The 20,777-nt window shown below is 45.6% G+C and carries 17 protein-coding genes; 13 read left to right on the top strand and 4 right to left on the bottom strand.

Annotated features, from left to right (window positions below):
* The first annotated feature begins 12 nt into the window (after positions 1 to 12).
* The 4 genes from grpE (at position 13) to dnaJ (ending at position 5,812) form a co-directional block, all read left to right on the top strand.
* Positions 13 to 609, top strand: a complete 597-nt coding sequence (grpE, locus tag KHN78_RS04165) for a nucleotide exchange factor GrpE (RefSeq protein ID WP_128811499.1) — start codon at positions 13 to 15, stop codon at positions 607 to 609.
* Between the two features lie 432 nt (positions 610 to 1,041).
* Positions 1,042 to 2,316, top strand: coding sequence for a dicarboxylate/amino acid:cation symporter (locus tag KHN78_RS04160; protein ID WP_211919899.1), 1,275 nt, complete (start codon positions 1,042 to 1,044; stop codon positions 2,314 to 2,316).
* 235 nt (positions 2,317 to 2,551) lie between these two features.
* Positions 2,552 to 4,465 (top strand): molecular chaperone DnaK, encoded by a 1,914-nt coding sequence (dnaK, locus tag KHN78_RS04155; protein WP_211919898.1) that lies wholly within the window; start codon positions 2,552 to 2,554, stop codon positions 4,463 to 4,465.
* A gap of 201 nt (positions 4,466 to 4,666) precedes the next feature.
* The gene (gene dnaJ / locus KHN78_RS04150) at positions 4,667 to 5,812 is read left to right on the top strand and encodes a molecular chaperone DnaJ (protein WP_128811496.1); all 1,146 of its coding nucleotides are present in this window, start codon (positions 4,667 to 4,669) and stop codon (positions 5,810 to 5,812) included.
* Positions 5,813 to 5,929: 117 nt separating this feature from the next.
* Here the strand turns inward: dnaJ and KHN78_RS04145 are convergent, their stop codons facing one another.
* Positions 5,930 to 6,367 (bottom strand): type IV pilin protein, encoded by a 438-nt coding sequence (locus KHN78_RS04145; RefSeq protein ID WP_128811495.1) that lies wholly within the window; start codon positions 6,365 to 6,367, stop codon positions 5,930 to 5,932.
* Positions 6,368 to 6,471: 104 nt separating this feature from the next.
* Between KHN78_RS04145 and KHN78_RS04140 the strand changes: the two genes are divergently transcribed.
* The 6 genes from KHN78_RS04140 (at position 6,472) to tadA (ending at position 11,875) form a co-directional block, all read left to right on the top strand.
* Positions 6,472 to 6,987 (top strand): GspH/FimT family pseudopilin, encoded by a 516-nt coding sequence (locus KHN78_RS04140; RefSeq protein WP_211919897.1) that lies wholly within the window; start codon positions 6,472 to 6,474, stop codon positions 6,985 to 6,987.
* A 9-nt stretch (positions 6,988 to 6,996) separates the two neighbouring features.
* The gene (locus tag KHN78_RS04135) at positions 6,997 to 7,626 is read left to right on the top strand and encodes a PilW family protein (protein WP_211919896.1); all 630 of its coding nucleotides are present in this window, start codon (positions 6,997 to 6,999) and stop codon (positions 7,624 to 7,626) included.
* Positions 7,623 to 8,864: a hypothetical protein gene (locus KHN78_RS04130; RefSeq protein WP_211919895.1), complete on the top strand. Its 1,242-nt coding sequence runs from the start codon at positions 7,623 to 7,625 to the stop codon at positions 8,862 to 8,864. The genes KHN78_RS04135 and KHN78_RS04130 overlap by 4 nt, the downstream gene beginning before the upstream one ends.
* The gene (locus KHN78_RS04125; RefSeq protein ID WP_211919894.1) at positions 8,854 to 9,264 is read left to right on the top strand and encodes a prepilin-type N-terminal cleavage/methylation domain-containing protein; all 411 of its coding nucleotides are present in this window, start codon (positions 8,854 to 8,856) and stop codon (positions 9,262 to 9,264) included. Before KHN78_RS04130 ends, KHN78_RS04125 begins: the two co-directional genes overlap by 11 nt.
* Positions 9,265 to 9,566: 302 nt before the next feature.
* Complete coding sequence (locus KHN78_RS04120) at positions 9,567 to 11,126, top strand: AbgT family transporter (RefSeq protein WP_211919893.1); 1,560 nt, start codon at positions 9,567 to 9,569, stop codon at positions 11,124 to 11,126.
* Between the two features lie 182 nt (positions 11,127 to 11,308).
* The gene (gene tadA, locus KHN78_RS04115; protein WP_211919892.1) at positions 11,309 to 11,875 is read left to right on the top strand and encodes a tRNA adenosine(34) deaminase TadA; all 567 of its coding nucleotides are present in this window, start codon (positions 11,309 to 11,311) and stop codon (positions 11,873 to 11,875) included.
* An 80-nt stretch (positions 11,876 to 11,955) separates the two neighbouring features.
* Here tadA and KHN78_RS21790 read toward each other — a convergent pair whose 3' ends face one another.
* Positions 11,956 to 12,090, bottom strand: a complete 135-nt coding sequence (locus KHN78_RS21790; RefSeq protein WP_128811490.1) for a hypothetical protein — start codon at positions 12,088 to 12,090, stop codon at positions 11,956 to 11,958.
* 287 nt (positions 12,091 to 12,377) lie between these two features.
* Positions 12,378 to 13,958 carry a membrane-bound lytic murein transglycosylase MltF gene (gene mltF / locus KHN78_RS04110; protein WP_211919891.1) on the bottom strand — a complete coding sequence of 527 codons (1,581 nt, stop codon included), beginning with the start codon at positions 13,956 to 13,958 and terminating at the stop codon, positions 12,378 to 12,380.
* A 323-nt stretch (positions 13,959 to 14,281) separates the two neighbouring features.
* Here mltF and purL point away from each other — a divergent pair, with 323 nt between their 5' ends.
* A complete protein-coding gene (gene purL, locus KHN78_RS04105; protein WP_211919890.1) occupies positions 14,282 to 18,205 on the top strand; it encodes a phosphoribosylformylglycinamidine synthase in 3,924 nt (1,307 codons plus the stop codon).
* A 217-nt stretch (positions 18,206 to 18,422) separates the two neighbouring features.
* Positions 18,423 to 18,728: a DUF3622 domain-containing protein gene (locus KHN78_RS04100; RefSeq protein ID WP_211919889.1), complete on the top strand. Its 306-nt coding sequence runs from the start codon at positions 18,423 to 18,425 to the stop codon at positions 18,726 to 18,728.
* 65 nt (positions 18,729 to 18,793) lie between these two features.
* Here KHN78_RS04100 and KHN78_RS04095 read toward each other — a convergent pair whose 3' ends face one another.
* Entirely contained in the window at positions 18,794 to 19,867 is a 1,074-nt protein-coding gene (locus tag KHN78_RS04095) for a succinylglutamate desuccinylase/aspartoacylase family protein (RefSeq protein ID WP_128811486.1), read from the bottom strand.
* A 334-nt stretch (positions 19,868 to 20,201) separates the two neighbouring features.
* On the opposite strand from KHN78_RS04095, the gene KHN78_RS04090 reads away from it, so the two are divergent.
* Entirely contained in the window at positions 20,202 to 20,741 is a 540-nt protein-coding gene (locus KHN78_RS04090; protein WP_128811485.1) for a DUF3332 domain-containing protein, read from the top strand.
* Positions 20,742 to 20,777: the final 36 nt, after the last annotated feature.

The raw sequence follows: 20,777 nt of genomic DNA, 5'->3' as shown, positions 1-20,777 counted from the left end.
TCTGGAGATATCATGAGCAACGAACAAAACAAAGTTACTGAAGAAGAGCTTGATCAAATCATCGAAGAAGCAGAGAAAGTAGAAGCAGCAGCTCAAGATGCACAAGCGGAACTTGAAGACATTGGCGATGAGAAAGACGCAATGATTGCTCAACTTGAAGCTGCGATTCTATCGAGCGAAGCAAAAGTAAAAGATCAGCAAGATGCGGTTCTCCGTGCGAAAGCGGAAGTAGAAAACATGCGTCGTCGTACCGAGCAAGAAATCGATAAGGCACGTAAGTTCGCTCTAAATAAATTCGCTGAAGAACTTCTTCCTGTGATTGATAACCTAGAGCGTGCTATCCAAGCAGCAGACACAGAGAGCGAAGCGGTTAAACCTCTTCTTGAAGGTGTTGAGCTAACGCATAAGACGTTTGTTGATGTTGTAGCTAAGTTTGGTTTGAAAGAGATCAACCCTGAAGGTGAAGCGTTCAACCCTGAATACCACCAAGCGATGTCTATTCAAGAAAGCCCAGACCACGAGTCAAACACGGTTATGTTTGTCATGCAAAAAGGTTACGAACTAAACGGCCGTGTGATTCGCCCTGCAATGGTTATGGTTGCTAAATAATTTAGTAAATCACTGATATAATTAACTTTAAACGCCCGCTGTTTATCCGCGGGCGTTTTTTATTTCAAACATGATCTGAAAACGTACAGCGATATTCACCTCTCTGAATATGGCAAAATATCGAAATTTGATCCTCTTCAAAAAATTTCTTATTGGTGATTATTTTTCCAAACCGGGGAAATATTTCCTCTCATCTGCTTATCTATTGAGTGTTCTCTCTATAAGTTACTGTTATGGCTCGGGTTCAAAATTAAATTCTGAATATGATTGTATTCTAGGTGATTTACTTTTGATGATATTCATTAACAATTAAGTAAATACTACCTTTTCTTTGTAACGTTAGTGTGTATTATTTGCGACCTCTGCTGTGAAAAGCAGTCGATGTAACTACAAAAACGTAAATAGTAAACACAACATTTTGGGAGATTTACGATGGATAAATCGCTTTCTGGAAAAATATTTATCGGCTTATTTGCTGGTTTGCTGATCGGTACTGCGATTCAGTACTTGCTTGGTGGCATTGCCATTTTTGACACTTACTTATTGGGCGCAGCAGAAGGGGCTGGAGGCATGTTTGTCTCTCTTATTAAACTGCTCGTTGTGCCTTTGGTTTATGTGTCTATCGTGTGCGGTATTGTTGATTTGAAAGACATTACAGCGTTTGGTCGCCTTGGTGGTAAAACTTTTGCTCTCTACATTTTTAATACCATTATCGCAATCACAGCAGCACTGACGGTGGGTCTTATATTTCAACCTGGCGCAGATGCGCATTTAGCCGGAACGATTTCAGAAACGGTGAAGCTGACGACAACAGAAACACCAGATATCTTTTCATTGGTGGTGAACATTGTTCCGAGCAATCCAATTCAGGCATTTGCAAATGGTGACATGCTGCAAATCATCTTTATGGCGATTTTGACCGGCCTTGCTATTCAAGCTTTGGATTCTCGCGGTGGTCCAGCTATTCGTACTTTTAAGATGGCGAATGAAATCATGATGAAGCTGGTAGGCCTTGTGATGAGCTTAGCGCCTTACGGTGTATTTGCGCTGATGATCCAACTTGGTGCAACGTTAGATGCGAATACGCTGTTGTCCGTCGCAGGTTATGTTGGTCTTGTCGTCGCGATGCTGGTGTTTTGGATCTTCTTCTTCTATCCAATGGCGGTTAGTGTAGCAACGGGCATGTCACCAAAGACGTTCTTGCGTGCAACTCGTGAGCAAGTGCTGTTTTCACTCTCGACGGCCAGCTCAAATGCGACGATTCCGGTCACGATGCGTACATTGACGGACAAGCTGAACGTCTCAAAGTCGGTTGCGGGTTTTGGTGTTCCTCTTGGCGCGACCATGAATATGTCAGGTGTCTCTATTTACATTGCATTGGCAACCATCTTTGTCGCTAACGCGTTTGGCCAGCCAATTAATACCGCCGATGTGCTTACTCTTGGTGTGACGATTCTGCTTCTATCGATTGGTGCTGGTGGTGTTCCTGGTGGTGGTATTGTGATGGTGGGTGTTTTGCTTCACCAATTGGGGTTACCACCAGAGGGCTTAGCGATCATCGCCGCGGTTGATCGAATCAACGATATGTTCTGTACATCGTCTAACGTAGTAGGGGATACCGCAGTAAATACCATCGTTGCAAAATCGGAAGGTGAGATTGGTAAAGAGGAAGATATTCGCACGGAACCTGCGCCAGCAAGTGCATAATTTGTAATTCATTCTCATTCAAAGCGAGGTCAAGTGCCTCGCTTTTTCATTTCAGTGAAAAAATCGCATTTTTTTTTATTTTCTCCCTTGAAAAGCCATTTGCAGCCCTTATCTATTGGGCATAAGAGAAGCAAACAACATTATTTTTGTTTGTGAGTAAGGGTTGAATCCCAATTCTACGTCCCCACATAGGGATATAGCAAAACGAAAATAGAATTTATTCGGAGATAGCCAGATGGGTAAAATCATTGGTATTGATTTAGGTACTACTAACTCATGTGTTGCTGTACTAGACGGCGACAAACCACGTGTAATTGAAAACGCAGAGGGTGAGCGCACCACTGCATCGGTTGTTGCATACACCGACGGTGAAACGCTAGTAGGTCAACCTGCAAAACGCCAAGCAGTAACTAACCCAACGAACACGCTATTTGCAATTAAGCGTCTTATTGGTCGTCGTTTTGAAGACGAAGAAGTTCAGCGTGATATCGAAATCATGCCTTACAAAATCGTTAAGGCTGACAACGGTGACGCTTGGGTAGAAGCGCAAGGCCAAAAAATGGCGGCTCCTCAAGTATCAGCTGAAATCCTGAAAAAAATGAAGAAAACGGCTGAAGACTTCCTAGGTGAGGAAGTAACTGGCGCTGTTATCACTGTTCCTGCTTACTTTAACGATGCTCAACGTCAAGCTACTAAAGACGCTGGCCGTATCGCAGGTCTAGAAGTTAAACGTATCATCAACGAACCAACAGCAGCTGCTCTAGCATACGGTCTAGATAAGAAAGGCGGCGACCGCACTATCGCGGTATACGACCTTGGTGGTGGTACATTCGATATCTCTATCATCGAAATCGATGAAGTTGAAGGCGAGAAAACATTCGAAGTTCTAGCAACTAACGGTGACACTCACCTTGGTGGTGAAGACTTTGATACACGTCTAATCAACTACCTAGTAGACGAGTTCCAAAAAGAGCAAGGCATCAACCTTAAGAACGATCCACTAGCAATGCAACGTGTTAAAGAAGCAGCAGAAAAAGCGAAAATCGAGCTTTCTTCTACTTCTCAAACTGACGTAAACCTACCTTACGTGACTGCAGACGCGACGGGTCCTAAGCACATGAACGTGAAAGTGACGCGTGCGAAACTAGAATCTCTAGTTGAAGACCTAGTACAACGTTCTCTTGAGCCACTAAAAGTTGCTCTAGCTGACGCTGACCTATCTGTAAACGACATCACTGACGTCATCCTAGTGGGTGGTCAGACTCGTATGCCTATGGTTCAAGCGAAAGTTGCTGAGTTCTTTGGTAAAGAAGCTCGCCGCGACGTAAACCCTGATGAAGCAGTAGCAATGGGTGCTGCAGTTCAAGGTGGTGTACTTGCGGGTGACGTTAAAGACGTACTTCTACTAGACGTGACTCCACTGTCTCTAGGTATCGAGACAATGGGTGGCGTAATGACTAAGCTCGTTGAGAAAAACACCACTATCCCAACGAAAGCGAACCAAGTTTTCTCTACAGCAGAAGACAACCAGAGCGCGGTAACTATCCACGTTCTTCAAGGTGAGCGTAAGCAAGCGTCTTTCAACAAATCTCTAGGTCAATTCAACCTAGAAGGTATTCAAGCTGCACCACGTGGTATGCCACAAATCGAAGTGACTTTCGACCTAGATGCGGATGGTATCCTACACGTTTCAGCGAAAGACAAGCAGACTGGTAAAGAGCAGAAGATCACAATCCAAGCTTCTGGCGGTCTAAGCGATGAAGACATCGAGAAAATGGTTCAAGAAGCAGAAGCGAACAAAGAAGCGGACAAAAAGTTCGAAGAGCTAGCGGCTGCACGTAACCAAGCTGACCAAATGATTCACGGTACTCGTAAGCAAGTAGAAGAAGCGGGTGAAGCGCTACCTGCAGACGAGAAAGAGAAGATTGAAACAGCTATCTCTGAGCTAGAAACTGCACGTAAAGGCGATGACAAAGAAGCGATCGACGCGAAAGTTCAAGCGCTAATGACAGCAGCTCAAAAGCTAATGGAAATCGCTCAACAACAAGCTCAAGCGCAACAAGCACAAGGTGCTGACGCTGGTGCACAGTCGAAAGACGATGACGTAGTTGATGCGGAATTCGAAGAAGTTAAAGACGACAAGAAATAATATTTCTAACTAGGCGATTTATGGTCGCCTAGTGTCTAAAAACTTTTGTGCGCGGGCGTTTGGGGTGACTCTTACGCCCGTCTGTTTGTCAAAGCTGTCTTTCTAGTTAAGTATTTTGCAATGAGTGCACTTACCTAGAATGATACAAACACCAAGCGGTGAATCAATGCCGTTTGCAGTAATTAATTGGTGACGAAGAACATGTCAAAACGTGATTTTTACGAAGTATTAGGCGTAAGTCGTGATGCCTCTGAGCGCGATATCAAGAAGGCGTACAAGCGTCTAGCGATGAAATTCCACCCAGACCGTAACCAAGGTGATGAGTCTGCTGCGGACAAGTTTAAAGAAGTAAAAGAAGCGTACGAAATTCTCACTGACTCTCAAAAGAAAGCGGCGTACGACCAGTACGGTCACGCAGCATTTGAACAAGGCGGTGGCGGTTTCGGCGGCGGTTTTGGTGGTGGCAGTGCTGATTTTGGCGACATCTTTGGTGACGTTTTCGGTGATATCTTTGGTGGCGGTCGTCGCGGCGGTGGTCAGCAACGTGCACAACGTGGTTCAGACTTGCGTTACAACATGGAACTGTCGTTAGAAGAAGCGGTTCGTGGCGTATCGAAAGAAATCGAAGTACCAACGCTGGTTCATTGTGATACCTGTGATGGCAGCGGTGCGAAGAAAGGCTCATCAGCTGAGACTTGTGGCACTTGTCATGGTCACGGCCAAGTTCAGATGCGTCAAGGTTTCTTCGCAGTACAACAGACCTGTCCTACCTGTCACGGTAAGGGCAAGATCATCAAAGATCCATGTAACGAATGTCATGGTCAAGGTCGCAAGCAAAAAACGAAGACACTTAACGTTAAGATCCCAGCAGGTGTTGATACTGGCGATCGCATTCGTCTATCTGGCGAAGGTGAAGCTGGAGAAATGGGCGCACCAGCAGGTGACCTGTATGTACAAGTTCACGTGAAAGAGCACCATATCTTCGAACGTGACGGTAACAACCTGTACTGTGAAGTGCCAGTAAGTTTTGCAATGGCAGCGCTGGGTGGTGAAGTTGAAGTCCCAACACTGGATGGCCGTGTTAGCCTAAAAGTACCGACAGAAACGCAAACTGGCCGTATGTTCCGTATGCGTGGTAAAGGTGTGAAAGGCGTTCGTGGTGGCGGTGTGGGTGACCTAATCGTTAAGCTCGTTGTTGAAACTCCAGTCAACCTAAGCTCTCGTCAAAAAGAACTGCTACGTGAGTTTGAAGAGTCTTGCGGTGGTGATGCAGCAACAAAACACAAGCCAAAATCGGAAGGGTTCTTCAACGGTGTGAAGAAGTTCTTCGATGACCTAACCAGCTAATTGCTCAGTTAGTCGAACGTATTAAAAAAACCTGCCTTGTGCAGGTTTTTTGTTTTTCTTCACTGGTCATTTCCTCTTCCTTTCCTATTCGTCTCCCCTTTCTATCTCAACTTGAGGTTACCTATTCCAACATGCGCTTGGTGATTCTACATTGGTTGACGTTAGGGTGATTTTCTTTACCCCTGATGGGAAGCATGGGTCTCTATCTTGTCCTAAGTCGGTTTTTGCTGTTGCTTCTATGGTGTAGGCCAGTGTTGCTGAACTTACGATAGAAAAGGTAAAACGATCAGAGTCTGAATCGCAAATCAAACAATGCCCACCTGAAACAATCCCACGCCAGTGATAACTGCCGGTGTAAGCTCGTTCGAGTGCCAATTGAATCCGACTGATGTCGCTTAATGCGACGGTTCGGTGTGAACTTATGGCATGTCGGGTGTAGGACGGGTAGGCGATCGTGGCGAGTAACCCAATGATCACAACGACAATAAGTAATTCGAGCAATGTCATTCCTAATAATGGTCTGTTGTAGCGATTACAACGAGAACTTCGAATCATGACGAGTAACTTCCTTTTCACTTTTCGACCTATTTTTGGCAGGTGGTAGCATCGAATCAAGATGAAATCGTGGTTGAAAAGCCAATTGCATAGGAATTTGGGAAATGCCTCGCGGGTTTACGTTATTAGAGCTTATGAGCACCGTTGCTGTCCTGAGTATTTTGTTGGTTTATGCGGTGCCTTCTTTTCATCGGATATTTGAAGCCAACAAAATGCAGCGCCTTGCGGATGGGCTTCATGGCTTTGTTATCCAAAGTAAGTCGGAGGCGGTCTTGCGTCGTCAGCGACTATGGGCGCATATCATTATTGCTGAAAGTGATTCGAGTGATGGAAATTGGCGAATAGAACTTACCAATCGCTCAGCACCCGGTCTTGGGACGGTAATACACGCTTTTTCTGGTCAGCCATTTCAAGGCATTTCACTGACAGCAAGCTACGCCTCTGATCAGATCAGCTTTGATGGGGTACATGGCCGTCCATCTTCTGGCAACATCCGTTTTCATCCTAGTGGAGAATCATCGAAAGCACTTAAGTTGGTTTCGCATACATTGTCGGCTCGTGTTCGAATATGCAGTGATGATCGGCACAAAGAGCACTATGGTTATTCAACGTGTTCATAAAGGTGCAAGGTGATTAAGCAAGAAGGCACAAGTCTTATTGAATTTCTTTTGGCCTCTAGTCTTGGTGTGATTGCACTTGGCGCCGTCGGTTCTCTGTACATCAGTGGTCAAAAGTTGACGTTGGAGCGCACGCAAGAGTTGTTGTTATTGCAAAATACAGCCAGTGTTTTGCAAATGATGAAAAACGACATCCAGCGCGCGGGGTTTGATGGAGGTGGTGGCCGTTCAATAAAAATCTCGGGAGCAGAAAATACGGTATTTACCTTGAGCGGCCCTGACTTTGGATTGGTTGCTTACGCCTATCTTATTAGTGCGTCCGGCGCTTCTACGGTTTATAAAAATGTGGTGTATGAGCAAAGGGACGATTCACCTAATGCTCTGTTTATATGTGAAAAGAAACAACCTTCAGTCATGAGTACGCTCGAAGTGACCAATATGGCCGCAACACGGTCTTGTAATAGATTGTTTGATAACAAAGTGATTGGTGTCAGTAAGTTTGAACTGAGCGAAGAAACGGTTGCAAGTGAGCATGCCAAAAGTGCAGTGGTGGAAGTCGCCTTAGGTACCTATTTAATCGGCGCATTGAGCATCAATACTGAGCAGTCTTTTATTGTAAAACAAAGGAACTGGCAGGAGTGAAGACGCAGCAAGGAGCAGTGGTTTTATTGGTAGCTAGTGTGTTGTTAGTTGGGGCATTAATGATATCGATGGCGAGTTATAAACCGCTTTTTTATCAAATTAAAAGATCAAATAACGAGGTTGAGTCCCGACAGGAATATTGGCTAGCAGAGGGCGGTTTAGAGTGTGCGCTTGCCATTAATAAAGCCAATGCGTCACTCCTACCAACAGCACAAGATTATTCACGTTGTGAGCCGAGCCAAGTGGCTGCAACTCGGTCGCTTACCAATGCTTCTCATTTTGAAGTGACATCGAATGTGAATGGCCGAGTGGCATTAAAAAAACATATGAGAGTGATAGGGCGCCCTATTGGTGCTATTCAAGCTCGTTCAGATTTGATGTTGATTGGCTCATACCAAGTAGTGCCTGAATTTATCGCCCCTAATGTGTGTGTTTCTATCCGTTTTCAACGCTCGCTGATATTACGAGGTGGTTTTGTTACGTTAAATCCCACCGGGCATCGTTGTGCAAGCGATTCTATGACGAATACTCAAAAATATGGTCTTTGTCCTTTAGGCGCAGAACATTGTGATGATACGAGGGCACCTAATGACTATCGCGTAGCACTATCAAGTCATGATCCTAACTATATTGGCGATGGCAAAGTATTTGAGCATGATGTTGTTTACGACTCAGAGTTTGATCCATTTGAAGCCGTCTTTGGTGCGCCACGCAGCCAATTAACCGAAATAAAACGCGGATTTGAAGTGGTTTCTGGGACGGTATCCAGCAGTGGTGACGGGCATTTATCGTGCGCAGATAAGGTCGAGCGAGCTTTTACTTATAGTGACAAAGTTTGGGTTGATGGTGATTGTGATTTAGAAGCGGGCTTGGGCGTTGCTTTTAATGCGCAGCCTAAATTGCTAGTGATTGAAAATGGCCTTTTGTCTGTCGCAGGGGCAGATACGTTTCCCGGCACTATCTATCACTTATACACTTCAGCGGTGGGCAATATGACTGCGAAGTGGACGCCTGATGTGTCTAATGCATCCAATTTAGGTTCGCTTTCTGCCTCAGAAAAGGAAAAGCTGACATTTTTTGCTTCAGGCTCATTTCGAACATTGGGCGGTTATATTTTTGATACTGAAGGTGGGTTAAGTGTCTTTTCATCATCAATGGACCTAACGTTTGATTCTGCGGCAGTTCCCAATAGTTATGAGCGCATTGACTGGTTAAAAGGGTCATGGCATGACCTCTAAACAGCAAGGTATTAGTTTAATTGAAGTGCTCATGACCTTTCTGCTCATTGGGGTTGGGGCGTTAGGCCTCATTAAATGGCAGGCTTATATGGAGCGAGAAGCGGATTACGCCATAAATAGCATTAATGCGTTGCGAGCGGCAGAAAATCAACTGGAGTGGTTTCACACTCGCGGTGCATCTGGTGCGCTTTCCACGATTCCTGTTGTTCATTTTGATTCAATTGCGACAGGATCTAATTCTATTGGACCGTATCATGTGCAATGGAATGTTTCATCCCCAACGGGTTCTGCTTCACTAAAGACGATCGTGATTACGTCCAGTTGGCAAGATCGGATGGGTCGGACGAAATCCATAAAATTAGAGACAAAAATCACGCGATATAGCGAGTTTGATGAGTAGGGTGAAGCTTAGCCCATTTTAGCTGCATTCACTGATGTGTATTTGTCGAAAACATTCGTAAAATCTATAGCAAAAGGCACTGGTTAATAAACTGTTTTTTTACTGTTAGTGCAAATGATGTGCTACTGTGTTTTTTATGTTTCATTGGTATGGTGTTTTTGCAAAATATGTCTCCAATTATGGAAAAAATCGCAGAACCTTGTGCTTTCTTTATGACTATTGAATAAAATGCTTGGCTGAAAATAGGCCGTTATAATTATTCAAATAGGCCATGGCACCAACATCATTCATATGGAGTTACCATGAGTAACCAAGCTGTTAATAAAGCGCCATCACCGAAGCCGAGCGGGATGGACCGTTTTCTGAACTTTATCGAGCGAGTAGGTAACAAAATTCCTGATCCTGCGATCTTGTTCTTCTGGGCACTAATCATTACTTGGGCTGCGTCTGCACTTTTGTCGAATGTTTCTTTCGACCTTCTAAACCCTCGAACTGGCGAAGCTCTAACCATTACTAACCTTCTAACGGGTGAAGCACTAGCAAGTTTCCTTGCTAACATGGTGACAACGTTCACAGGCTTTGCTCCTCTTGGTATCGTACTTGTTGCGATGCTAGGTGTTGGTGTTGCTGATTCATCTGGCTTCATCACGACTGGTCTTAAGAAGATGCTGAACTTCACGCCAGCAAAACTTCTTACTCCAATGCTAATTCTTGTAGCAATCGTATCGCACACTGCGGCGGATGCGGGCTACGTTCTGGTTATTCCTCTTGGTGGTATCATCTTCCACGCAGCAGGTCGTCACCCTCTAGCGGGTATCGCGGCAGCGTTCGCAGGTGTATCAGGTGGTTTCTCTGCAAACTTCATCCCATCAGGTATTGACCCGCTACTTGCTGGCTTTACACAAACAGCGGCACAGGTTCTAGACCCTGAGTACATTGTTAACCCACTAGCAAACATCTTCTTTACTGGTCTATCTTCAGTAATCATTGTTGCTATCGGTTGGTACGTAACAGAAAAAATCATCGAACCTCGTCTAGCGAATACACCAATTGACGAAGACGCAGAGAAAGCACCAGATCTAGGTACTTTCACTGAGCTTGAGTCTAAAGCGTTCCGTTACGCTGGTTGGGCTATGATGGCAGGTATCGCACTTCTTGTTGTCGCGCTTATCCCAGAAAACTCAGCGCTTCGTTCGCCTGAAGGTGAAATTACTGCGTTCTCTGCGCCAATCATGAAGTCTATCGTTCCACTGATCTTCATTTTGTTCATCATTCCAGGCTACGTTTATGGCCGAGTTTCTGGCACGTTCAAGACAAGTAACGACATCATCAAAGCGATGGCAGACACGATGTCTACAATGGGCGCGTACATCGTAATGTCGTTCTTCTGTGCACAGTTCCTATCTGCGTTTGCTCAATCAAACATTGGTACGATGCTGGCGCTATACGGTGCGGAAGGCCTGAAAGCGATGAACCTACCAGGTGAAGCAACGATCATCGGTATGATTCTTCTAACGGCTTCTGTAAACCTTCTAATCGGTTCTGCATCTGCGAAATGGGCACTAATCGGTCCAATCCTTGTGCCAATGCTAATGGCAGTAGGTATCTCTCCAGAGCTATCTCAAGCGGCTTACCGTGTAGGTGATTCTGTATCGAACATCATCTCACCTCTGATGGTATTCTTCCCTCTAGTGGTGGTTTACTGTCAACGTTACGTGAAGTCGACAGGTATCGGTACGCTAGCATCACTAATGATGCCATTCTCGATCGCAATGCTGATCGGCTGGTCTCTATTCCTAGTGGTTTACTGGATGCTAGGCATTCCTCTAGGTATCCAAGCACCTTACACTTACACGATGTAATTACTGTTGATTACTATCCAAAGATAGAAAAGACTATCCAAAAATTGAAAAGCGCAGGTCGAGAGGCCTGCGTTTTTTTTGTTTTCATCTTTCAAAAAATGGCGATGGCTTCTTCTGTAGCGATACAAAAGTTAGTGATACTATTCATTGTTTAATGAATCGCTATTTTCTCTGGAGTTCCTTTGTCTGACCTTTCTTTTACCTCTCAAGACGAATTGTTTATGCGCCGAGCGATGGAGCTTGCTGAGCAAGCTGAAGCGGAGGGTGAAGTTCCTGTTGGGGCTGTTTTAGTTAAGGATGGTGAGATCATAGCGGAGGGGTGGAATCGCTCTATTTGTGCCCACGATGCAACCGCTCATGCAGAAATTCAAACCTTACGTAAAGCAGGGGAAGCGCTACAAAATTACCGCTTACTGGATACCACGTTGTACGTAACGTTAGAGCCATGTCCAATGTGCGCAGGCGCGTTACTTCATAGCCGAGTAAAACGTGTCGTGTATGGTGCTCCCGACTTAAAAGCTGGTGCCGCAGGAACGGTATTAAACTTGTTTGAAAGCCAAGCAGCGTATCATTACGCAACCGTAGAAAGGGGTCTATTAGAAGCGGAGTGTCGCACTCAGTTACAGGCGTTTTTTAAGCGTCGTCGTAAAGAAATAAAAGCTCAGAAACAAGCGCAGAAAGCATTGGAAGAGGGGCAAGGAGTAAAAGAAAAAGAACAAAATGAAAAAAAAGAAGATAAAGGCGAGTAGGCCGTGCGTTTATTCTTGGATAATACAGGGATTGGTTTTTAGCAAACACCTACTTTGCAGTAGATGTTTGCTTCAAGTTATCAGTGGTTCACTAGGTGAACAAAAACACGGTTACGTGCACTGACTTTCTTTTTAATGCCGGTAAGCGTGCGCTTACGGCGGTTAGCAGCCACTGTCTTATTCAAACGTTTTGACTGCACTCTGCGTTTTCTCATAACCAGAACCTCTTGCAGACAACGAACACGCTCTCCGACACTTATACGAGTAAGCGCCTGATACATTATCAATAGTTGGCATTCTTGAGATGCATACTTATGGATGATGGTGACATCAGATCGAGGAGAGGTGACACAAAGGACTCATTGTTTCTGTTTCTTTGACTTTGGCTAGAAAGCGAAGTGTTGGGAGTTAGAAACAAGTCCGAAAGACGCGATTCTAGTTAACTTTTTCTGTTGACTCAATAAAAAAATAGCGAGCAATTTGCTCGCTATTTTCGAAAGGTTTATTCCACCGTTGTTGGCGTTTGTTGCTCGGTTCCCGGAACGCTTTCTACCGCTCCCGAAATTTGGTCTGTCAACGTTTCAACGGCGCCAGAAACCAAGATATTCGGGTCTAATGGCGGGATGACTTGAAGCTCACTGGTGTCTTCTTCAACCGCAGGTTTCTGACTCACGTGTCCAATGATGGATTGGTAATAACGACGAATATTTTCTACGTAGTTACGGGCCTCATCACCACGCGCATAACCATAACGTGTTTGGCTATAAAAGCGCTTCTGGCGTAGTAGTGGTAGTCGTTCTTTTACATCGGACCAAGCATCAGGATCGCCGCCTTGTGCTTTGGTGAGACGTCGCGCATCCATCATGTGGCCGTAGCCAACGTTGTAAGATGCAAGAGCAAACCAAATTTTTTCATGATCGTTGATGGAATCCGGAACACGGGCAACGATACGACGTAGATACTCCACACCACCACGAACCGATTGTTCTGGATCTAGACGATCAGTCACACCCACGCTCTTCGCCGTTGGTAGGGTTAACATCATCATGCCGCGTACCCCTGTTGGTGATTTCGCTTTTGGTTTCCAGTGAGATTCTTGGTAAGCCAGTGCAGCAATCAATCGCCAATCGAATTCCTCACTGTATTTTTGGAACAATGGTGCCCACTTCGGCAGTGTGTTGTCTAAGGCTCGGATAAAGGCGCGAGTATCCACATAGTCGAATGCTTCGATATGGCCAATGTATTTTTCTTCTAATGTCGCTAATTCACCGGACTGTTTGATGTTGCCAAAAAACTCAATCAGCATTGCGTATAAGCTTTCATCTTCCGATCGGCGGGTAAACCATGATACTGGTTGATCTTCGGTTAGCTCGAATGCCAAGGTTAAGTCTGGATATAAGCGTTGTGCCAATGAGAGCTCAACAGAGTCGGTGACGGTAAAGCGTAACTCACCAGTAGATACCTGTCTTAGGAGATCGCGAGTGTCGGCGTTTCCAACAATCTCAAACTGAAGCTCTGGGTGCGCTTTTTGTAAATCCGTTAACGTAGGCACAAATTGTGACTGTTCGACGATCTGTAGCGTTTCGGCTCCCGCACTCAACTCACCATCTTCGGCATTTTTGTCTTTTGCTTTTTGGTAGCCAATGAGCTGCTTGAGATCGCGTGGACGAAGTTGGCCTTTCTTATAAACCACTTGTTGGCTTACATAGTAATAGGCAGGAGCTGGACGAAAACGTTGTACGGCTTGAGAAGTTTGAGTCAAGCCCGTAGCAATGATGTCGATGTCACCTTTTTTAAGGGCTGGGAACAGTTCTGCTTGGCGAAAAGCTGGTTTGATCTCCAGCTTTACGCCCAGTTGTTCGGCAAATTTACGCGCCAGTTCATAATCCAGACCTGCCGGGCCATCGGGACCAATGTAATAAGAGAGTTGGTTATTTAGCGTGCCAACACGTAGAACCCCACGTTCTTGGATTTGCTCGAATTCACTTTTAGGTTCTGACTCAATCTGACAGGCAGAAAGTAAAAGCACAGTCGCGAAAAGTAAGGCGCTGCGCTTGAGTCTATTGAACTGACTTATTTGCATTAATTGGGTACGTCTCAATAAATTTCTAGTTGCCTTTATATCAAAGCGTGTCGATGGGGCAAAGTGAATCAAGCAGATAGAGTGCGACATTGTGTGATTTATCGACATTTAAGTCGTAAATCAAATTTGACGAAAAAAATGACGCAAACGGTTGCTTTTGATGTTACATCACAAAAACAATTGCTATATAATGCGCTCGCAACGAAGAGGTGGAATCGGCATAGGTTTGAAAAACCTTCGGGAATAGCTTCGAAGAAAACAGTATAACCCACTGAATTTATTCCAATATCACCTTAATCACTTGCAACAAGAGACCTAAGCACATGAGAATTTTGCGTGGCTCCCCAGCTCTTTCTGAGTTTCGTGTTAATAAACTACTGGAACTTTGTCGTGAACAAGATCTGCCTGTCACTGGCATTTACGCAGAGTTCATGCACTTTGCGGATCTAAAGTCTGACCTTGATGATCAAGAGTTGGAAAAACTGGAAAAATTGCTGACTTACGGTCCAACGATCGAAGAGCATGATCCAGAAGGTCTTTTACTTCTTGTTACCCCTCGTCCGGGCACCATTTCGCCTTGGTCTTCTAAATCTACTGATATCGCCATCAATTGCGGCCTAGACAAAGTAAAACGTCTTGAGCGCGGCACGGCATACTACGTAGAAACATCGACGCCTCTTAACGACGCACAAATTGCAGACGTAAAAGCGCTTATCCATGATCGTATGATGGAAGTGACGTTTACTGATTTCGATGCGGCAAATGCGTTATTCCAAGCGGCAGAGCCAGCACCTGTGGCAGACGTAGATCTATTAAACGGTGGTCGTACTGCGCTTGAAAACGCAAACGTTACCCTAGGTCTTGCACTTGCAGATGATGAGATCGAATACCTTTACGATGCATTCGTAAATAAACTAGAACGTAACCCGACTGACATTGAACTTATGATGTTTGCACAGGCGAACTCAGAGCACTGTCGCCACAAGATCTTCAACGCAGACTGGACTATCGACGGCGTTAAGCAAGAGAAGTCTCTGTTCAAGATGATCAAGAACACATTCGAAACCACGCCTGATAATGTACTGTCTGCATACAAAGATAACGCAGCAGTAATGGTAGGTTCGGATGTTGGTCGTTTCTTCCCGAACCCAGAAACTCGCCAGTACGGTTACAACCAAGAGAAAGCGCACATCCTAATGAAGGTGGAAACGCACAACCACCCAACGGCTATCTCTCCTTGGCCGGGCGCTTCTACAGGTTCTGGTGGTGAAATCCGTGACGAAGGTGCTACCGGTATCGGTGGTAAGCCAAAAGCGGGTCTAGTTGGTTTCACAACCTCTAACCTACGTATTCCTGGTTTTGAACAGCCATGGGAAACAGATTTCGGTAAGCCGGGTCGTATCGTTAACGCCCTAGACATCATGCTAGAAGGCCCACTTGGTGGCGCGGCGTTCAACAACGAATTTGGTCGTCCAAACCTACTTGGTTACTTCCGTACTTACGAAGAGAAAGTTAACTCTCACGCAGGTGAAGAGGTTCGTGGTTACCACAAGCCAATCATGATTGCTGGTGGTATGGGTAACATCCGTGACGAGCACGTGCAGAAGAAAGAGATCCCAGTCGGTGCAAGCCTAATCGTACTGGGTGGTCCTGCAATGAACATCGGTCTTGGCGGTGGTGCTGCTTCTTCAATGGCATCTGGTCAGTCAGCAGAAGATCTAGATTTCGCATCAGTACAGCGTGAAAACCCAGAGATGGAGCGTCGTTGTCAGGAAGTGATCGACCGTTGTTGGCAACTTGGTGATGCTAACCCAATCGCGTTCATCCACGATGTTGGCGCGGGTGGTATCTCTAACGCACTACCAGAGCTTGTTGATGATGGTGAGCGCGGCGGTATCTTCCAACTGCGTGACGTACCAAACGATGAGCCTGGCATGAGCCCACTTGAGATCTGGTGTAACGAGTCTCAAGAGCGTTACGTAATGGCAGTTGCGCCAGAGAACATGGCAGTATTTGATGCTATCTGTAAGCGTGAGCGAGCACCATACGCAGTAGTAGGTATCGCAACAGAAGAGCGTGAGCTGAAACTTGAAGATTCACACTTCGACAATACGCCAATCGACATGCCAATGGATGTGCTTCTAGGTAAGACGCCTAAGATGCACCGTGATGCGAAAACGCTAAAAGCGAACAACCCAGCGGTTAACCGTGACGGTATCGAGCTAAACGAAGCGGTAGATCGCGTTCTACGTCTTCCAACGGTTGCAGAAAAAACATTCTTAATCACTATCGGTGACCGCACGGTGACAGGTCTAGTTGCTCGTGACCAAATGGTTGGTCCGTGGCAAGTTCCAGTTGCCAACTGTGCGGTAACAGCAGCAAGCTACGACACGTACCACGGTGAAGCAATGTCGATGGGTGAGCGTACACCAGTTGCTCTATTAGACTTCGGAGCATCGGCTCGTCTAGCGGTTGGTGAAGCAATCACAAACATCGCAGCGACAAACATCGGTGATATCAAACACATTAAACTGTCTGCAAACTGGATGTCGCCAGCAGGTCACCCAGGTGAAGATGCAGGTCTTTACGAAGCGGTGAAAGCGGTGGGTGAAGAGCTATGTCCAGCACTTGGTTTGACTATCCCTGTGGGTAAAGACTCCATGTCGATGAAGACCAAGTGGGAAGAGAACGGTGAGCAGAAAGAAGTAACTTCTCCGCTATCTCTAATTATCACTGCGTTTGCTCGTGTTGAAGATGTTCGTAAGACAATCACGCCTCAGCTTCGCACTGACAAAGGTGATACCTCGCTAGTTCTTATCGACTTAGGTAACGGTCAAAACCGTCTAGGTGCAACAGCACTAGCACAGGTTTACAAGCAGCTTGGTGATAAGCCAGCAGACGTAGACAACGCAGCACAGCTAAAAGGTTTCTACGAGGGTGTTCAAACTCTTGTAGCGAACGGCCAAGTAGTGGCTTACCACGATAAAGGCGATGGCGGTCTGTTTGTAACGCTTGCTGAGATGGCATTTGCTGGTCACTGTGGTGTGAAAGCAGACATCGCAGACCTTGGCGAAGACACGTTAGCAGCATTATTCAACGAAGAGTTGGGTGCGGTGCTACAAGTTAAAAACGATGACCTAGACGCGGTACTTTCAACGCTAGCAGCGAATGGCCTAGAAGCATGTTCACACGTTATCGGCTCTGTAGTTGGTGGTGGGGCAGCATCTGATGAGCTAGTGATTACTTCTGGTGACAAGGTAGTCCTTGAGCGCAACCGCACTGAACTACGCACTATCTGGGCAGAGACCACGCACAAGATGCAAGGTCTACGTGATAACCCAGCATGTGCTGACCAAGAGCATGAGGCGAAGAAAGACAACTCTGACCCAGGTTTGAACGTTAAGCTAAGCTTCGATGTAAATGAAGACATCGCAGCACCGTACATCGCGGGTTCTATGGTAAATACTGGCGCTAAGCCTAAGATGGCAATCTTGCGTGAGCAAGGCGTTAACTCTCACGTTGAGATGGCAGCAGCCTTTGACCGTGCTGGCTTTGAAGCAACGGATATCCACATGAGCGACATCCTAACAGGTCAAGCTGTGCTAGAAGAGTACCAAGGCCTAGTCGCTTGTGGTGGCTTCTCTTACGGTGACGTACTTGGTGCGGGTGAAGGTTGGGCGAAGTCTATCTTGTTCAATGAGCAAGCTCGCAACCAGTTCGAGGGCTTCTTCCAGCGTGAAGATACGTTCTCTCTAGGTGTGTGTAATGGCTGTCAGATGCTATCGAACCTGAAAGAGCTAATCCCAGGTGCAGACCTATGGCCACGCTTTGTTCGTAATGAATCTGAGCGTTTCGAAGCGCGTTTCAGCCTAGTTGAAGTACAGAAGTCTGACTCTGTATTCTTCGACGGCATGGCTGGTTCTCGTATGCCGATCGCAGTGTCTCACGGGGAAGGGCGCGTAGAAGTACGTGATGCTGACCACCTAGCGGCGATTGAAGCATCAGGTACGGTTGCAGTTCGTTACGTGGACAACCACGGTAACCCAACGCAGCAATACCCGAACAACCCGAATGGTTCACCAAACGCAATCACAGGTCTAACGACTCAAGATGGTCGTGTAACTATTATGATGCCGCACCCAGAGCGTGTATTCCGCACAGTAGCGAACTCATGGTCTCCAGAAGGTTGGGGCGAGAACGGTGCTTGGATGCGCATGTTCCAGAACGCACGTAAGAACATCGGTTAATACTGTTTATCTTTGTAAAATGAAAAGCGCAGATCAAAAGGTCTGCGCTTTTGTTTTTCACAATGAAAAATTCTTAGATAGACTTAAAAAAATCGCGCAAAGCAGAATCAATTATGCTCTAATACCGCGCTTACCAAGGGATGGTGTTAAACAGCTCAGCTTAGATGGAGTTATCAAGTTGACCGAATCCCTGATTAATCCCTTAGGAATTGAAAAAATGTCTAAAAATCCAAAATTTGCTATTCGCGTAACTGAAAAACGTAACGGTTGGAGCGCGGAAATCACTCGCCAAGTTACTTCTCGCAAAGTGGTTGTATCAAAACGTGAAACTGGTTTTGACAGCGAAGAGAAAGCACAAGCTTGGGCTGAGCAAGAACTAGCAGGTTTTATCCAAAACCAAGTTGTTCGTAACGAGCGCAAAGCGGTACAACGTCAAGAGCGTGAAGCAGAGCAACTAGCGGCAAAAGTTCGCAAAGAAGAAGCTCGCAAGGCGCGCGCAGCAGACTCTGACGACGAAGAGTAATTGCAACAAAAAGCCCTGAAGATTCAGGGCTTTGTTTTATCCATCATTTACACAATTGTTGTTATTTACACATTATTTGTGTCTAACGGGATTTGACCTGTCGTAACTTGGTCTACATCAAATTCTGTTAACTCTTCAATGTAGCTTTCTACGGCTTGCTCAACGATTTCATCGTCTTGCTTAAAGTAAGCGATATGGAAAATCGCATCCCCTTCGTTAACCAAAGGCAGCGTCTGCTGACCAATCACGATACCGCCTTTAGGTGCTAGTAGCTCAAGTTCATCATGGCCAAGCGGTGAGCTGATGTAAGCGAGTGTTTCACCCTCTTCAACCTTATCACCCAAGTTCACCACGGTACGTAAAATACCATTACCTGAAGCACGAACCCAACTGGTTGATTTCGCGATGATCGGCTCTGGAAGCTTTTTACGGCTCGCACGTAGCATACCAATCGCCTGCATTACGCGCTGAACACCTAGTACGCCAGCTGTGATCGACAGTGGATCGAAACGCAACGCTTCACCCGCTTCGTACGTCAGTACAGGGATATCACATTTTTCTGCTTCACTACGTAAGGAGCCATCACGCAGCGCTGAATCCACGATCACTGGCGTTGCAAATGCTTTAGCAATGCGCAATGTTTCAGGGTTGCTTAGGTTTGCACGGATCTGCGGTAAGTTGGTACGGTGAATTGCGCCAGTGTGCAAGTCGAGAATGTAATCACAACGCTTGGCAATGTTGTTAAAGAAACCATGTGCCATGCGAGATGCAAGTGCACCTTTCTCACTACCAGGGAAACAACGGTTTAAATCACGACGGTCTGGCAAGTATCGAGACTTATGGATAAAGCCAAACACGTTGACGATAGGCACAGCGATCACTGTTCCTTTTAGTTTCTGTGGGTCGAGTTGGTTGATCATCTGACGAACAATTTCTACGCCATTAAGCTCATCACCATGGATTGCCGCGTTCACCATTAAAACGGGACCGGCTTGTTTGCCGTGAATGATTTCCACAGGAATAGACAGCGGAGAGTGAGTGTAAAGCTGTGCTGCTTCAAATTCTGTCTCTAGTCGTTGTCCTGGTTGTACTTGATGCCCGAGTAGCTCAAATACTTTGCTTTTTTTACTTCTGGCCATAAACCATCTCTGTCAAATACGTTATCAACAATGTAACAACTGGTTCAAAATCACACTAATCATTCTACTTAAGGTTACGACAAATATATTTGTTCGATAAGATTAAATATTCATCAGATGTAGCCTATCTATTAGTTATTATGCGTAACTATCTAATTTTTAATATATAAAAAACTATAATCCATTCGCGATGAATGCGTTTGATGAATGTTTTGGTGTCAAAAATAATACGGCTCGTTTTTTACTAAAAATGTGTCTTTTCTCCCCGAGTTATATCGGCTAATATCCGCGCCGAATTTTTGACCTAGTATTTTATATAGAAACAGAGGCTTTGATGAAAAAGGCGATCGCTAAAATTGGTGCGATGACTGCAGTAGCAGTGTCACTTTCAGGCTGTGTAGGCAGCAACGCAGTAACGGGTTACGTTATGGGCTTTAACCTAAAAGCTGTAGACAACCGTTACGCTCGTGGTGGCCTAAACATGCTAATGGCTCCAATTTACGGTGTTTCGGTTGCGGCTGACTACATTGTGTTTAACTCGCTAGAGTTTTGGACAGGTAAGAACCCACTGAACGGTAAGCCACACATTTTTGATACAAAGATGGATACATACATCGATGTAAACCACCAGTTAGATAAGTCTCTAACGACAGCGCCTATTGGTCCACTAACCAATAACCGTGTTATCGAGCAAGGCCAAATGCAGCAGCTTGATGAAAATACAGTTCAGATGGACATCACTTACAACAACGGTGAGAAAGCGACGCTAATGGGTGTTCGTGATGGTGAGTTTGTAACTTACTACATCGATGGTGAAGTCGTTGCTAAGACTTCTATGGATGAGCTAGCGGCATACGCGCAAACTCGTGCATAATTTGTGAAGTGCTTTTAATAGCAAGCTCGCAATAAA

This window comes from Vibrio sp. B1REV9, assembly GCF_905175395.2.
Classification (GTDB): domain Bacteria; phylum Pseudomonadota; class Gammaproteobacteria; order Enterobacterales; family Vibrionaceae; genus Vibrio; species Vibrio alfacsensis.
The sequence above is the reverse complement of the archived record's forward strand: the minus strand, read 5'-3'. Positions and strand labels throughout refer to the sequence as shown.